The organism is Streptomyces sp. CA-249302 (assembly GCF_050936785.1).
GTDB lineage: Bacteria > Actinomycetota > Actinomycetes > Streptomycetales > Streptomycetaceae > Streptomyces.
In genome coordinates, this window is record NZ_JBNJMG010000001.1 from 8,755,186 (window position 1) to 8,769,253 (window position 14,068).

A 14,068-nucleotide genomic window follows, 5' to 3' on the forward strand; every position below is an offset into this window, starting at 1 on the left:
AAGGCACCTGATCTCCGGTCGAGGGGGACGGCCCTCGACCGGTGGCCGTGGATCCGAGCAGGGCCCACGGCGACCGTCTCCGGGGCGCGCATGGACGTGTGCGCCCCGGAACGGTCTCCGTAATCCCTTTTGATGGGATCCGTCCCCCCGGTCCCGCACGACCGCGCACCACCTCCAAGAAAACCACGTCAGAGCCGACGTGTTAGCTGACCCGGAGGAACCGCCGTGACCGCCCACCCCGTCGACGAAAAACTCCCCGCGCTGAAAATGGCCACCACGGGCCTCCAACACGTGGCCGCCATGTACGCGGGGGTCGTCGCCCCGCCTTTGATAGTCGGGGCGGCCATCGGCCTCTCCGGTACCGAACTCACCTTCCTCACCGGCGCCTGTCTCTTCACCGCCGGCCTCGCGACCTTCCTCCAGACGCTCGGCATCTGGAAGATCGGCGCCCGTCTCCCCTTCGTCAACGGCGTCACCTTCGCCGGTGTCGCCCCCATGACCGCGGTGGTCGCCTCCACCAAGGACAAGTCCGACGCGCTGCCGGTCATCTTCGGCGCCGTCATGGTGGCCGGACTTCTCGGCTTCATCGCCGCCCCCTTCTTCAGCAAGGCGGTCCGCTTCTTCCCGCCGGTCGTCACCGGCACGGTGATCACGCTCATCGGCGTCTCGCTCCTGCCGGTCGCCTTCGGCTGGGCACAGGGCCCCAACCCCGCGGCACACGACTACGGTTCGACGACGAACCTGGGCCTGGCGGCCGCAACTCTCCTGATCGTGCTGGTACTTCGCCGCTTCACCCGCGGCTTCGTCAAGCAGATCGCCGTGCTGCTCGGCCTGGTCGCCGGCACGCTGGTCGCGATCCCGTTCGGCGCCACCGACTTCAGCCCGGTCGCGGACGCGGACGTGATCGGCTTCCCGACGCCGTTCCACTTCGGCGCACCGCAGTTCCAGGTCGCCGCGATCGTGTCGATGATCGTGGTGATGGTGGTCTCGATGACCGAGTCGACCGCGGACATGCTGGCCCTGGGCGAGATCGTCGGGCGCCCGGCCGACGAGCGGACCATCGCGGCCGGCCTGCGCGCCGACACCCTCGGATCCGCCCTCAGCCCGCTCTTCAACGGCTTCATGTGCAGCGCCTTCGCGCAGAACATCGGCCTGGTGGCGATGACACGGATCCGCAGCCGGTACGTCGTCGCGACCGGCGGCGGCTTCCTGGTGCTGATGGGCCTGTGCCCGATGGCCGCCTCGCTGATCGCCGTCGTACCGCGACCGGTGCTCGGCGGCGCGGGCGTGGTCCTCTTCGGCTCGGTCGCCGCGAGCGGCATCCAGACCCTGGTCAGGGCGGGCCTGGAAAAGGACAACAACGTCCTGATCGTCGCCGTCTCACTGGCCGTCGGCATCATCCCGATCACCGCGCCGGAGTTCTACCACTCCTTCCCCGAGACGGCGCGGATCGTCCTGGACTCCGGCATCTCGACCGGCTGTGTGGCGGCGGTGCTGCTCAACCTGGTCTTCAACCACCTCGGCCGGAACCCGGACGCCCAGGACGTGACCCATCCGATGGAGGCCGTCCCCGCTCAGTCGATCTCGTAACTGTCCCCGTACACCTTCCACTTGAGCGGTGTGTCGAGGTCGAGATTGCCCGCGTGCAGGAACACCCGCTGGGCCGTCTCGACCCGGCTCACGTCACTGTGGGCCGCCTCCTGCCTCATCGCCCAGACCCGGGCGTCGAGGTAGGCGTTCAGATACGTCGTCTCGTCGCCGCCGGCCGCCGGGGTGTGCGCGTGCTTCAGCGCGCGTCTGCGGATGCCGCCGAAGCAGACGGCGTCCGTGCCCGGGCCGTGCATGACCATGGCGTCGTAGTAGACGAACTGGCCGAGCGTGCCGAGACCGTCCCTCTTGGCACGCGCGACCGCCGGGTCGAAGTACACCCGGTCCCGCTCGTCGCGCTGGGCCTTGCGGAAGGCGGCGGTCCGCGCGGCGCGCCGCCAGGCGGCGGGGAAGCCGGCCAGCCCCTTGTGCGAGTCGGTGCCGTCGACCGCCCGCAGCGCGGGCAGATAGGCGGCCAGCGGGTTGTCTGTGTTGTCTGCGTATTGCTTCGTGTACAGCTCGACCAGCGCCAGCATGTCGCCCGTACCGGAGCAGAAACCGATGATGCCGGCGGTGTAGCCGCGCCCGTCGCCGATGTCCTCGATGTACTTGTACTGGGCCTTCCAGTCCAGAGAGGAGTTCTCCGCGCTGCTCACCAGCCGCATCGCGAGGTCCTTCTTGGCGGGGCGGCGAGGCCGGTCGCGGCGGCGGCCTCGGCCGAAGGCCACTGCGTGCTGGTCAGCAGTGCGGTCCCGATCGCGGCGAGCAGGCTGCGGCGGGCGGCTTTTCTGTGCAGGATCGGCACGTCTGTCTCCAATGCGGGCGCTGTGAACGGCAGTCGAGACTGGCGCGGCAACTTGGGAAAGCCGTGGGCCGACGGTAGGAAGTCACTGTGAGTCGACGGCGACCACGGGGAAGCACGGGGGAATGCGCCATGAACGCCCTGTACTACGGCTCCAACCAGGTACCGGTGCCGGCCCGGCCCAGCGGCAGCCTCGCCTTCGCCGCGTACAGCGTCTTCATGTCCGGACAGCCGGGGTGTCCGAACGGACTCTCCCCGGTGAACCGGATCAGACACCAGTAGAGAAAGGCGGACGCGTCGTGCGGACGTGAGTCCGGAGCATCGCAGGCGGGCGGGGGCCGGCCTATCCGAATTCGGCCGCCGACCGGCGGTCAGGCGCGACGGATCACCTGGCACGGGGTCGCCTCCGGGAGGCGGCCGGTGAAGTACGAGCGGGGCGGTACGCCCATCAGCGTGCGGAAGTCGGACGTCATGTGGGACTGGTCGTAGTAGCCGGTGGTGGCGGCGAGCTCGGCCCAGGGGCGGGTGGCCGCGTGGTCGAGTACCGTGCGGACGCGGTTGATTCGGGCGTAGTGCTTGGGGGAGAGGCCGACGTCCTCGGCGAAGAGGTTGCGCAACTGCCGCTCGCTGACGGCGAGTTCACGGGCCACGTCCGCAACCTGGGCCGGGGAGCGGCCGGTACGGACCGACAGCGCGTCGACGCCCGCTCGCACCAGCTCCGTGCGTGAACGGTCCGCCGTGGCCGCGAGCCGCTCCGGGAGCACCTCCGCGAGCCGGGCCAGCGCCTCCTCCGGCGTCAACCACCGCAACTCCGCGGCCAGTTGGCGGGCGGTCGCGCCGGGCAGATCCCCCAGGCGCACCGCGCGGCCGGCCAGTTCCACCGCCGGGATGCCGAGCAGCGGGCGGACGGTGCCGGGCGCGAGCCGCAGCTCCACGCAGGACGCACGGCGTTTGCCGCGGTGGTACGAGGCCCGGGCCCGCGGGCCGACGACCAGCGTGCTGCGGCTGCCGTGCTCCCCGGTACGGACGACCACCTTGGTCGCGGCCTCCGGAAGATGGATGAACGGCTCCGTCGGCACCTCGCCCACCGACACGGACCCGACGCCCGCGACCCACGGGCGCAGCGCCTCGGGCGTGGGCAGGACCTCTCGGGACACGGCGTTCGTCACCCCTCCACCGTAAGCGGGCCGCACGGCCGCCCGGGCCCCGGAACCGTGCCGGAATTTCCAAGAGTTCCGGCACCCGCACCGCCCACCGTGGTGGACATGATCCTCGTGACCGGTGCCACGGGCACCATCGGCAGTGAAGTCGTACGACAGCTCGCGGCGCGCGGCGAGAAGGTCCGCGCGCTGAGCCGGGACCCGGCGAAGGCCCGGGTACCGGCCGGGGTGGAGACCGCACCGGGCCACCACCGCGACCGGGCCTCGGTGGAGGCGGCCATGGCGGGCGTGCGGGCCGCCTTCCTGGTGGGCGTGTTCGGCCCGGACGACGCCGAGAACGACCGGGGTCTCGTCGAGGCGGCGAAGGCGGCTGGGGGTGCCTCCTCCGGGGGAGTGGGGCGGATCGTGAAACTCGGTGCGATCGGCACCGGCGACCCCCGGCTGGGCCGGTTCGGAACCTGGCATCTGCACGGCGAGGAGGCGGCCCGCGCGAGCGGCCTGGAGTGGACGATCCTGCGTCCCTCCGCCTTCGCCTCCAACACGCTGAGCTGGGCGACGGCCGTCCGGGAGGGCACCCCCGCGCCCAACATGATGGGCGGCGGCAGACAGGGCGTCGTGGACCCGCGGGACGTGGCCGAGATCGCGGTGGCCGCGCTGCTCGACCCACGGCACGCGGGCCGCACGTACACCCTGACCGGCCCGGAGACCCTCAGCGCCCACGAACAGGCCGCCGTCCTCGCCGAGGTCCTCGGTCGCCCGGTGCCGCTCCAGGACCTGTCCCCGGAGGAGCGCCGGGCGCAGCTTCTCGCTTCCGGCCTGAGCGAGACGTACGCGGACGGGTTGATGGTGACGGCCCGGTTCATCCACGAGGGCGGCAACGACGTGGTGACCGGGGACGTGGCGGAGGTGCTGGGGCGGCCGGCGCGGACGTATCGGGAGTGGGCCGAGGACCACAAGGAGGCGTTCGCCTGAGGTGTGGGGGTGCCGGCCGACCCGAGGTCACCCGTGACGCGGCCGCAGTACCGCCGCCGCCAGCCCCAGCGCCCCCACCGCGATCACGGTCCCGACCCCGAACGCCAGCCGGTACCCCGCGGCCGTGGCCTCGACCAGCGCATCGCCCCTCGCGAGCAGTCCGTCCGTGCGGTTCGCCGCGAGGACCGAGAGCACCGCCAGGCCCAGCGAACCCCCCACCACCTGCGTCGTGTTGAACAACCCGGACGCCAGCCCCGCGTCCTCCTCCCGCGCCCCCGACATGGCCAGCCCTGTCAGCGCGGGCATCGCCGCTGCGAAGCCGGTGGCGAGCAGGAGGAGGGGCGGCAGTACGTCCGTGACGTACGAACCGTCGGCGGGTGCCCGGCCCAGCAGCGCCATCCCGGCGACGATGAGCGTCAGCCCCGCCAGCAGTACGCGATACGCGCCGAACCGGCCGATGGTCCGCGCCGACAGCCCCAGCATCAGCACCCCGATCGCGACCGGCGCCGGCAGGAACGCCGTGCCGGTGAGCAACTCGCCGTATCCCAGCACGCGTTGGACGTAGAGCGCGCCGATGAACTGGAAACCGTACATCGTCGCGATCATCGCGATCTGCACGCCGTTGGCACCGCTCAGCAGACGCGAGCGGAACAGACGCAGCCGGAGCAGCGGGCGGGCGGCCCGGGCCTGGCGGAGGGTGAACGCCGCGAACAGGGTGAGGGTGAGGACGGCCAGGAGGAGCGTGACGGTGAGGGAGCGGTCGCCGGAACCGACGATCACGTACACGCCCAGCATCAGCGCGCCCGTGACGAGCGCCGCCCCCGGACAGTCGGCGCCCTTGCCGAGGCCCGCGCCCGGCTCGGGGGCGAGCACCCGGATGGCCGCGAACAGGGCGACCGCGCCGATCGGCAGGTTGATCAGGAAGATCCAGTGCCAGCTCAGGGCCTGGGTCAGCGCCCCTCCGAGGAACGTGCCCAGCGCCCCGCCCGCCGCGCCGACCGCGCTGAACACCGCGATGGCACGGGCCTGTTCGCCGGGCTCGGGGAACAACGCCACCAGCATGCCGAGCACGACCGCCGAGGTCATCGCCCCGCCGACGCCCTGCACGGCACGCGCCGCGATCAGCATGCCCTGGCTGTCGGCCACCCCGCACAGCAGGGACGCCACCGTGAACACGGCCAGCCCGGCCGCGAACATCCGCTTGCGGCCCAGCAGGTCGCCGAGCCGGCCGACCAGCAGCAACAGCCCGCCGAACGGGATGAGATACGCGTTCACCACCCACGCCAGCCCCGGCGCGGAGAAACCGAGGTCGTTCTGGATGGCCGGCATGGCGACCGTGACGATATTGCCGTCCAGGATCGTCATCAGCGTCCCCGCGCACAGCACGACGAGGGACGCCCAGGGGGAGTACGTTCGCCTGCGGCGCGGTGTCCGCGTCGAGGACTCGATGAGGGCCGTCATGGCGGCGTGGCCTCCGTATGCTCCATGGTGCACGACTTGTAACGGGGTACATCGTGAGTGACCATGAAGGGCGTCGTAAGGAGGCAGTCCGATGTCCCGGAGGAACACCGGTGTAACCGTCCAGGTCGTGAACGCGCACGCCTGCCCGGTCCGCGAAGTTCTTGACAGGGTCTCCGGCAAATGGAGCGTGCAGATCCTGGTGGCCGCCGCCCACGGACCCATCCGCTTCACCGAGTTGGAGCGCGGCATCGAGGGCATCAGCCGCCGCATGCTGACCCTCACCCTGCGCAACCTGGAGCGCGACGGCCTCGTCACCCGCACCGTCCACCCGACCGTCCCGCCGAAGGTCGAGTACGAACTGACGCCGGTGGCCCGCGAGTTGCACGAAACCCTGCTGCGGCTGACCGACTGGGCCGAGCGCAACAGGGTCTACATCGCCGAGGCGCGGGCGGCCTACGACGGCGAGCGGGACCCGGAGTCCGCCTGAGCGGCGAGGCCTAGGGCCTGCCGTCAAGTTCCCGTCGTCGCCCGAAGGGCGGGGCAGACGGGAACTTGACGACAGGCCCTAGAACCCGAACAGGCTCGGGTCGGAGGCCAGTTCCTTGAAGACGGCGCCGGGATTCGCGACCAGGCGCCGCGCCTTGAGGTCCATCAGCCCGCCCACGGCCGTGATCTCGGCCGCCACGGTGCCGTCCTTCTTGCGGATCGTCTGCTGTATTCGGAACGTCTTGCCCTCGCTCCACTCGAAGCCGCAGGACACCTCCACCTCGTCGCCGGCGACCAGCTCCCGCTGATAGCGGATGGTCGTCTCCAGCGCGACCGGTCCCACTCCGGTGCCGATGAGCGCGGCCTGCGAGATCCCCGCCGCCCTGAGCATCGACCAACGGGCGTGCTCCGCGTAGTTGATGTACACGCTCTGGTTGAGGTGCCCCTGCACATCCGTCTCGTACCCGCGGACGGCCACCGGTACGGAAAACGGCTCAGCCACGTCAATCCCCTCTCGGACCACGGCAGTTGAAGACCCGATCCTGGCATGTGCCCGCTACAACCGACGTGGTGACGCCAGTAGATACCGGACCCTGGTCCGCGGCTCGGTGTACTCCCCGGCCTGCCAGCCCGCCTCCTCCAGAGTGATCGCGCAGGTCCGCAGCGCCTCCGCGTGCACGGCGACGGCCTCCGGTTGCGGGGTCGCGCGCACCCGGTAGCCGGGCGAGCCCCCCGTTTCCGGCGGGTGCCCCGCCGCCTCCAGCGCCAGCGCGGCGGCCTGCACCAGATGCGTACGCTCCCAGCCGCAGGGCCGGTCGGTGGCCCGGTCGGGATTGGTCATCCGGCGCAGCTCGAGGAGCCCCTGCCAGGCGCTGTGCACCTCACGGACGCGGGCGGGCCCGGCGGCCGGTGCCGGCTCCTCCCCACCGACACGCGCGGCGAACACCCCGCCGGCACCGTCCGTCGCCGGCTCCTGTGCGCGCGTTTCGACGGGTGTCGCGACCCCCTCGGCCTCCCGTATTCGATGCCCCGCCGGCGTCAGAAAGTGGTCGTGCGGCGGCCGTGAATGCCGAAAGGCCAGCCCGTGCTTCACCAGCGCCGCGAGCTGCGCATCCGTCCCCCTCAGCCGCCCGGTGACGGGGTCGGCGGCGTCGATGACACGCCGCTGGGCGGCGGTCGGCGGTCGTGTCACGGCGTACTCCTTCCGGCGCTGGGCCTACTGCTCCCACCTGCTTCGAAGGCTACGACGAGGGTCTGACAACCGGCCCGGGGGCGCTCAGGCCCGCGCATTCCACCCCGCGATCACCGGCCGCCCGTGCTCCGTCCCCAGCCGGCACACCGTCCCGGTCGCCAGCTGGAAGAGCGCCCCGTCCGACGGCGGCAGCCCGAGCCGCCGGGCGGTGAGCACCCGTAGAAAATGACCGTGGGCCACCAGCACCACGCACCCCTCGGTGTTCGCGAAGGCCGCGTCCACCTTGGCCAGCATCCGGTCCGCCCGCTCGCCGACCTGCTCCGGCGTCTCCCCTGGATGCTCCGGCGGCCCGGGCGCGACCCCGTCCGTGAACAGGAACCAGCCCGGGCGGGTGCGCTGGATCTCGACGGTGGTGATCCCCTCGTAGCCGCCGTAGTCCCACTCCCGCATGTCCACGTCGACCCGCACGTCCCGCAGCCCGATCAGCTCCGCCGTCTCCCGCGCCCGCTGCAAGGGGCTGACGAACGCGGCCCCGATCCGGTGCGACCGGATCAGCGGCACCAGCCGCCGCGCCTCCTCCCGCCCCCGCTCGGTCAGCGGAACGTCGGTCCACCCGGTATGCCGCCCGGACCGCGACCACTCGGTCTCACCGTGCCGGACGAGGAAGAGATCACCCATGGGTCAGAGGCTACGAGCCCGGCGGGCCCGGCGCCCGGTGGCGCTACTGCCGGTACCCGCTCAGGAACCGCCCGATCCGCCCGATCGCCGCCTCCAGGTCCTCCGCGTGGGGGAGGGTGAGGATGCGGAAGTGGTCCGGGGTCGGCCAGTTGAAGCCCGTGCCCTGGACGACCTGGATCTTCTCCCGGAGGAGGAGGTCCAGGACGAACTTCTCGTCGTCGTGGATCTTGTGGACCTTGGGGTCCAGGCGCGGGAACGCGTACAGCGCGCCCTTCGGCTTCACGCAGGAGACGCCGGGGATCTCGTTGAGCTTCTCCCAGGCCACCGTGCGCTGTTCGTACAGGCGCCCGCCCGGGGTCGTCAGTTCGCGGATGGACTGGCGGCCGCCGAGCGCGGCCTGGATGGCGTACTGGGCGGGCGCGTTGGCGCACAGCCGCATGGAGGCCAGCATGGTCAGGCCCTCCAGGTAGCTCTTCGCGTGCTGTTTCGGGCCGGTCACCACCAGCCAGCCCGAGCGGAAGCCGGCCACCCGGTACGTCTTCGAGAGGCCGCAGAAGGTCAGGACGACCAGGTCGGGGGCGAGGGCCGCGGCCGAGTGGTGGACCGCGTCGTCGTACAGGATCTGGTCGTAGATCTCGTCGGCGAAGACCATCAGGCCGTGGCGGCGGGCCAGGTCGAGGATGCCCTCGACGATCTCCTTCGGGTAGACCGCGCCGGTCGGGTTGTTGGGGTTGATGATGACGACGGCCTTGGTGCGATCCGTGATCTTGGCCGCCATGTCGTCCAGGTCCGGGTACCAGTCGGCCTGTTCGTCGCAGAGGTAGTGGACGGCCTTGCCCCCGGCGAGGGTCGTGACCGCCGTCCAGAGGGGGAAGTCCGGGGCGGGGATGAGGATTTCGTCGCCGTCTTCCACCAGCGCCTGTACGGCCATCGAGACCAGCTCGGAGACGCCGTTGCCGAGGAAGACGTCGTCGACGTCCACCTCCAGGCCGAGCGTCTGGTAGCGCTGGGCGACCGCGCGGCGGGCGGAGAGGATGCCGCGTGAGTCCGTGTAGCCGTGGGCCTGCGGGAGCATCCGGATCATGTCCTGGAGGATCTCCTCCGGCGCCTCGAAGCCGAACACCGCGGGGTTGCCCGTGTTCAGGCGCAGCACGCTGTGGCCCGCCTCCTCCAGTGCGTTGGCGTGCTCGATCACCGGGCCGCGGATCTCGTAGCAGACCTCGCTGAGCTTGTTCGACTGCCGGAACTCCATGCTCGCTCGCCCCTCCGCTTTCATGTGTTGCTTGGTTTTACCAAGTTCGAGCTTGGAAAGTCCAACAACATGTCTAGACTGCGTCGCATGTCACCACGCCGAAGCTACGACCAGTACTGTTCCGCAGCCCGCGCCCTCGACCTCGTCGGCGACCGCTGGACCCTGCTGATCGTCCGCGAGCTGCTGGCCGGCCCCCGCCGCTACACGGACCTGCACGCGGACCTGCCCGGCGTGAGCACGGACGTACTCGCCTCACGGCTGAAGGACATGGAACGGGACGGGCTGACGACCAGGCGTCGGCTGCCTCCGCCCGGTGCCGCGTACGTCTACGAACTCACCGCCCGGGGGCGGGAGTTGCTGCCCGTGCTCGAGGCGCTGAGTGTGTGGGGGCGGGCCGAGCTGGGCGAGCGTCGGCCCACCGACGCCGTACGGGCGCACTGGTTCGCACTGCCGCTGCTGCGCTCGCTGGAGGCGGTGTCGGAGGGGGAGGGGCTCGTCGAAGTGCGGCTGGACGAAGGGGACTTCCACCTGTACGTCGGTGCCGAGGAGGGGCCGGTGTACGGCGACGGGCCCGCTCCCGGCGAGGCCGACGCCCGGCTGGTTCTGGACGCCGGGACGTGCGAGGCCGTCAGCCGGGGGGAGTTGGGCCTCGTCGAGGCGGTGCGGGCCGGGCGGGTCGAGGTGGCCGGTGACGGCACGCTGGCCAAGGCGCTGCGGGAGGCATGAGGGGCCCGTGGGTGAGGCATGGGAGAGGCCCGCCGACTCCGGGGAGTGGCGGGCCTCTTGACGTACCGTCAGGCGCCCGGCGGCATCTGCCGGGGCCGTCCCGAGCCGCGGGTCAGGGCGTAGCCGCCGACGCCCGCGAGCGCGGCCAGCACACCGCCGATCGCGGTCCACACCCAGCGGTCCGACCACCAGCCGGACGCCCAGCCGTCATCGGGCTCGATGCTGGACAGCACCGCCGACTTCGCCGAATCCCCGTCGCCGGCCTCGGAGTCGGAGGCGGACTCTGAGGTCACCGCGATCCCCGGCACCAGCGGCTTCGCCAGCGAGCCGTCCACCGCCGCCGAGCCGCCGATGTCCTTGGAGTCGACCCGGACCGAGGCGTCGACCGGCTGGCCGAGGTCGGCCGTCGTCAGGTTCACCGTGGTCAGCCGGAGGTAGTACGTGCCCGGCAGCGGGTCGTCGGACCACGGCTCGGACCAGGCGCGGACCGTGCGCAGCACGCAGGCCAGCTCGACGGTGGCCGAGCCGGCCGCCGCGGTGTGCGTCTGCGCCCCGTACTGGCAGGCCTGGCGGCGCCGCAGTCCGTCGTACACGTCGATCTGCCAGGTCTGGGCCGCGTGCGAGTCCGGCAGCTTCACCGTCGCCTTGACGGTGGGGCGTTGGCCGGCGTCCGCGGGGAACGACCAGTACAGGTAGTCGCCCGTGGACGCGCTCGCCGTGGCCTCCTGGCCCTGCTCGAACTCGGTCGCCGTACGGAAGGACGTGCCCGCCGAGGTGGGTGCGCTGTCGTCCGAGGAGGCCGAGGGGGACGGCGAGGAGTCGGCCGCCGCCGGGGCCGCCGCCAGTCCGAGCGTCAGCAGGGCGGCGCTCAACATGCTTGTGATCCGCATCAGTTGGTCCTCCAGACCGCGACCCGCCAGCGCGACACCCAGCCCCAGACCAGACCCGCGAGGAACCCGACCAGCACCAGCAGCCCGAGCAGCCACCAGCCGCGCCCGAGGCCGAAGGAGGCCACGTCGCCGGAGTTCGAGGGGCCGTCCACGACGTCGACCGTCAGCTCCAGGGGCAGACCCGGCGTGGTCTTCACGCCCGAGGCCGGCGAGAAGGAGTTGGTCACCTGGAGGCACACCGTCTCCGCGGCCGGCTTGTCGCTGTCGTCGTCGTCCCGTTCGGGCTTCGGATAGCGAAGTCCCGTGGAGATGACGTCCGTTCGGCCGTTTCCGGCGGCCTCGCCGCGCACGATCTCACGGCCGTGCAGGGTGACGGCCCGCAGCAGCGTCCCGTAGTCGGGGCCGACGGCCCGGTCGGCCGACACGCTGACCGAGGCGCGCAGTTCCTGGCCCGCCTGGACCTCCACGCGGTACCAGCGCTCCTGCCCGAACTCCTCGCGGTCGGTGTACAGACCGGACTTGAGCAGCGGCGCGTCGGTGCACTGGGCGGCGCCCTCGGTGGCCACCGGCGTCACCACCGGGTCGGCCGCGCGGTCCACCAACTGGTTGACCTTGTCGGTGAGTTCGTCGGTGTGCTCGACCGAGGTGTACGTGCCGCCGGTCGCCTCGGCGATACAGCTGAGCTGCTTGCTCAGCTTGGTGCTGGGCACCAGGCCGAGGGTGTCGATGGTGGTGCCGATGCCCTTCGCGGCGATCTCGCGGGCCACCTCGCACGGGTCGAGCGGCGCGCAGGTGTCCTCGCCGTCGGTGATCAGGACGATGCGCTTGGAACCCTCGCCGCTGCCGAGGTCGTCGGCCGCCTTCAGCAGGGCGGGCCCGATCGGCGTCCAGCCGGTCGGCGACAGCGTGGCCACCGCGGTCTTCGCCTCGGTGCGGTCCAGGGTGCTGACCGGGTAGAGCTGCGCGGTGTCCTTGCAGCCCGTCTTCTGGTCGTCGCCCGCGTAGTTGGCGCCCAGCGTGCGGATGCCGAGCTGGACCTCCTCGGGCGTCGCGTCGAGGACCTCGTTGAACGCCTGCTTCGCCGCCGCCATCCTGGTCCCGCCGTCGATGTCCTTGGCCCGCATGGAACCGCTGACATCGAGTACGAGGTCGACCTTCGGGGTGGCGTCGCCCGTGGGTTCGCCGGCGCTCGCCGCGGCCGGGAACGCGAGCCCGGCCGCCAGGGCGGCGAGCAGGGCACACACTCCTGCCGCCAGCCGTTGTGTTCTGATCATCGGCGGATCTTATTGATCACATGCGCCGGGCTCCAAAACGGGTGGTCGGCGCAGGGGATTGGGCAGAGCCGTCCACTGGTCGCCGGGCGTCCCGGGCGACATCCGCATCAGCGTCAACGCCTTTGCCGGCAACGGTTCTTCGAGCAGCGCGACCAGGTCGGGGGTGCGCGGCAGGTCTCGTACGACCGTCTCCAGAGCCGCCCCCAGCGCCGGCGCCGAACCCGCCGTACCCGCCAGAGCGCCCGCGACCAGGGACCCGAACAGCTTGCGCCGCAGGGTCGGTACGTCGTCCGTGACGATCCGGCCGGTCAACTCGGGGACGGGGATGCCGTGTCGGGCCAGCCGGACCGGGCTGACCCGGATGTCGGCGAGGTCGCGGTAGACCAGCCGCAGCGGGGCACCCGTGTCCGACAGGACGACCAGGAGGTTCTGGCCGTGCGCCTCGAGAGCCACACCGAGCTCCAGCAGGCGCAGGCCGACGGTGAGGGTGAGGCGGGTGAAGTCGGCGAGCCAGCCGGGGGATTCGGACAGCTCGGTGGTGGCGAGCGCGGCCACCGGTACGACCCGTTCGCCGCGCTCGGTCGCCGCGTACGTCTGCGGCGACTCCCGCAGTACGGCGGCCAGGTCGGGGGAGCCGACCGTGGCCGCGCCCAGCGTACGCGTGACGTGCAACAGCCCCTCCGAGCGCGCGGAGAGGGACTCCGCGAACGCCGACAGGGTCGCCGACAGGCCGATCGAGTAGGCCGAGATGTCCCGCACCGAGGACGTCAACCGGGCGCTGAGCGCGGTCTTGACGTGCGGCCCGCCGGGCAGGGCGAGCGTGCGCAGGGACATCAGCGGATGCGCCGCGAGCCCGGCCTCGACGCCCGCTCCCTTCAGCACATGCGCCGCCTGCCACGGATGCACCGGCAGCAACAGCCGCCCCCCGTCCCGCAGTTCGTCCGGCCACACCCCCGTCAGCAGGCACTCCTCCGCCTGCACCGGCACCGACCCCAGCTCCACGACCGGACGGTGCTCGGGCCCGTACGCCAGCTGCTCGGCCACCGAGAACCCGGGCCGGGAGCGGCAGCCCGGGTGGTACGGATGGCCGTCGACCACCCGCTGCTCCCACTCCCACTCCTCCCCGGGCCACTCTTTCGAGCGGTCCTCCTGCCCGGCCCGGGACAGCGCCAACGAGGCGACACTGTGCCCGAGTTCGGCCGCGAACCCCACGCAGTGCGGTACGGCGAGGTCGGTCATCAGCCGCGCCGGATGGTCGTACGCCACCTCGTCGAGCCGGACGACGGTGACGTACGCGGCGGTCGCGTAAGGATCCGCGGCCGGCCCGTGCAGCCGCCGCCCGTCCCGAAGCCGCAGCGTGAGGCCCTCCCGGCCCCGCTCCCGGCCCGTGACCCACGGCAGCGGCTCGTGCGCGAGCGCCCGCCACAGCCGGGTCAGCACCGCGGCCCGGGCGCCCGGCAGTTCGGCCGCGTACCGTGACAGAAGGCCGGGGCGTACGGCGGCCAGCTCGTCGGCGACCTCGGCCTCCGCGGGGTGGGGACGGTGCACGGGCGGGCTCCTCGGGTACGAGTAGGGCGTCACGAACGGG

The 14,068-nt window shown here is 71.9% G+C and carries 14 protein-coding genes and 1 pseudogene; 5 read left to right on the top strand and 10 right to left on the bottom strand.

Translation table 11 applies throughout. The features are described from left to right. Positions 1–225: 225 nt before the first annotated feature. On the top strand, positions 226–1,590 hold the full coding sequence (locus ACQEWB_RS39500) for a nucleobase:cation symporter-2 family protein (RefSeq protein WP_432839902.1): 1,365 nt from the start codon (positions 226–228) through the stop codon (positions 1,588–1,590). Here the strand turns inward: ACQEWB_RS39500 and ACQEWB_RS39505 are convergent. Continuing rightward, a pseudogene (locus ACQEWB_RS39505) lies at positions 1,575–2,392 on the bottom strand (chitosanase). The gene ACQEWB_RS39500 and the pseudogene ACQEWB_RS39505 overlap by 16 nt on opposite strands. Positions 2,393–2,521: 129 nt before the next feature. Between ACQEWB_RS39505 and ACQEWB_RS39510 the strand changes: the two are divergent. Beyond that, positions 2,522–2,671 carry a hypothetical protein gene (locus ACQEWB_RS39510; RefSeq protein ID WP_432839904.1) on the top strand — a complete coding sequence of 50 codons (150 nt, stop codon included), beginning with the start codon at positions 2,522–2,524 and terminating at the stop codon, positions 2,669–2,671. A gap of 89 nt (positions 2,672–2,760) precedes the next feature. Here ACQEWB_RS39510 and ACQEWB_RS39515 read toward each other — a convergent pair whose 3' ends face one another. After that, positions 2,761–3,558: a helix-turn-helix domain-containing protein gene (locus ACQEWB_RS39515; protein WP_432839906.1), complete on the bottom strand. Its 798-nt coding sequence runs from the start codon at positions 3,556–3,558 to the stop codon at positions 2,761–2,763. Between the two features lie 96 nt (positions 3,559–3,654). On the opposite strand from ACQEWB_RS39515, the gene ACQEWB_RS39520 reads away from it, so the two are divergent. Continuing rightward, on the top strand, positions 3,655–4,521 hold the full coding sequence (locus ACQEWB_RS39520; RefSeq protein ID WP_432839908.1) for an NAD(P)H-binding protein: 867 nt from the start codon (positions 3,655–3,657) through the stop codon (positions 4,519–4,521). Positions 4,522–4,548: 27 nt separating this feature from the next. Here ACQEWB_RS39520 and ACQEWB_RS39525 read toward each other — a convergent pair whose 3' ends face one another. Beyond that, on the bottom strand, positions 4,549–5,982 hold the full coding sequence (locus ACQEWB_RS39525; protein ID WP_432839910.1) for an MFS transporter: 1,434 nt from the start codon (positions 5,980–5,982) through the stop codon (positions 4,549–4,551). Between the two features lie 91 nt (positions 5,983–6,073). Between ACQEWB_RS39525 and ACQEWB_RS39530 the strand changes: the two genes are divergently transcribed. Further along, positions 6,074–6,469, top strand: a complete 396-nt coding sequence (locus tag ACQEWB_RS39530) for a winged helix-turn-helix transcriptional regulator (protein WP_432839912.1) — start codon at positions 6,074–6,076, stop codon at positions 6,467–6,469. Positions 6,470–6,547: 78 nt separating this feature from the next. Here ACQEWB_RS39530 and ACQEWB_RS39535 read toward each other — a convergent pair whose 3' ends face one another. The 4 genes from ACQEWB_RS39535 to ACQEWB_RS39550 all read right to left on the bottom strand — a co-directional run bounded on the left by ACQEWB_RS39535 (position 6,548) and on the right by ACQEWB_RS39550 (position 9,590). After that, entirely contained in the window at positions 6,548–6,970 is a 423-nt protein-coding gene (locus ACQEWB_RS39535; protein ID WP_432839914.1) for an acyl-CoA thioesterase, read from the bottom strand. A 54-nt stretch (positions 6,971–7,024) separates the two neighbouring features. After that, positions 7,025–7,660: a hypothetical protein gene (locus ACQEWB_RS39540; protein ID WP_432839916.1), complete on the bottom strand. Its 636-nt coding sequence runs from the start codon at positions 7,658–7,660 to the stop codon at positions 7,025–7,027. A gap of 84 nt (positions 7,661–7,744) precedes the next feature. Then, complete coding sequence (locus ACQEWB_RS39545; protein WP_432839918.1) at positions 7,745–8,338, bottom strand: histidine phosphatase family protein; 594 nt, start codon at positions 8,336–8,338, stop codon at positions 7,745–7,747. Between the two features lie 43 nt (positions 8,339–8,381). Beyond that, positions 8,382–9,590 carry a pyridoxal phosphate-dependent aminotransferase gene (locus ACQEWB_RS39550; RefSeq protein ID WP_432839920.1) on the bottom strand — a complete coding sequence of 403 codons (1,209 nt, stop codon included), beginning with the start codon at positions 9,588–9,590 and terminating at the stop codon, positions 8,382–8,384. Positions 9,591–9,677: 87 nt separating this feature from the next. Here ACQEWB_RS39550 and ACQEWB_RS39555 point away from each other — a divergent pair, with 87 nt between their 5' ends. Continuing rightward, positions 9,678–10,316, top strand: a complete 639-nt coding sequence (locus ACQEWB_RS39555; RefSeq protein ID WP_432839922.1) for a winged helix-turn-helix transcriptional regulator — start codon at positions 9,678–9,680, stop codon at positions 10,314–10,316. A gap of 68 nt (positions 10,317–10,384) precedes the next feature. Here ACQEWB_RS39555 and ACQEWB_RS39560 read toward each other — a convergent pair whose 3' ends face one another. From ACQEWB_RS39560 to ACQEWB_RS39570, 3 genes are read right to left on the bottom strand one after another with little or no spacing between them, the layout of a single operon-like run. Beyond that, positions 10,385–11,206 carry a hypothetical protein gene (locus ACQEWB_RS39560; RefSeq protein WP_432839923.1) on the bottom strand — a complete coding sequence of 274 codons (822 nt, stop codon included), beginning with the start codon at positions 11,204–11,206 and terminating at the stop codon, positions 10,385–10,387. Further along, positions 11,206–12,480, bottom strand: coding sequence for a VWA domain-containing protein (locus tag ACQEWB_RS39565; protein WP_432839925.1), 1,275 nt, complete (start codon positions 12,478–12,480; stop codon positions 11,206–11,208). Before ACQEWB_RS39565 ends, ACQEWB_RS39560 begins: the two co-directional genes overlap by 1 nt. Positions 12,481–12,489: 9 nt before the next feature. Continuing rightward, positions 12,490–14,028 carry an IucA/IucC family protein gene (locus tag ACQEWB_RS39570; protein ID WP_432839927.1) on the bottom strand — a complete coding sequence of 513 codons (1,539 nt, stop codon included), beginning with the start codon at positions 14,026–14,028 and terminating at the stop codon, positions 12,490–12,492. Between the last annotated feature and the right edge of the window lie 40 nt (positions 14,029–14,068).

What these genes read in the sequence shown, in the direction of transcription:
- ACQEWB_RS39520 (WP_432839908.1), top strand. Translation starts at nt 3,655, where the DNA reads ATGATCCTCGTGACCGGTGCCACGGGCACCATCGGCAGTGAAGTCGTA.
- ACQEWB_RS39565 (WP_432839925.1), bottom strand. Translation starts at nt 12,480, where the DNA reads ATGATCAGAACACAACGGCTGGCGGCAGGAGTGTGTGCCCTGCTCGCC.
- ACQEWB_RS39530 (WP_432839912.1), top strand. Translation starts at nt 6,074, where the DNA reads ATGTCCCGGAGGAACACCGGTGTAACCGTCCAGGTCGTGAACGCGCAC.
- ACQEWB_RS39560 (WP_432839923.1), bottom strand. Translation starts at nt 11,206, where the DNA reads ATGCGGATCACAAGCATGTTGAGCGCCGCCCTGCTGACGCTCGGACTG.
- ACQEWB_RS39545 (WP_432839918.1), bottom strand. Translation starts at nt 8,338, where the DNA reads ATGGGTGATCTCTTCCTCGTCCGGCACGGTGAGACCGAGTGGTCGCGG.
- ACQEWB_RS39550 (WP_432839920.1), bottom strand. Translation starts at nt 9,590, where the DNA reads ATGGAGTTCCGGCAGTCGAACAAGCTCAGCGAGGTCTGCTACGAGATC.
- ACQEWB_RS39510 (WP_432839904.1), top strand. Translation starts at nt 2,522, where the DNA reads ATGAACGCCCTGTACTACGGCTCCAACCAGGTACCGGTGCCGGCCCGG.
- ACQEWB_RS39525 (WP_432839910.1), bottom strand. Translation starts at nt 5,982, where the DNA reads ATGACGGCCCTCATCGAGTCCTCGACGCGGACACCGCGCCGCAGGCGA.
- ACQEWB_RS39555 (WP_432839922.1), top strand. Translation starts at nt 9,678, where the DNA reads ATGTCACCACGCCGAAGCTACGACCAGTACTGTTCCGCAGCCCGCGCC.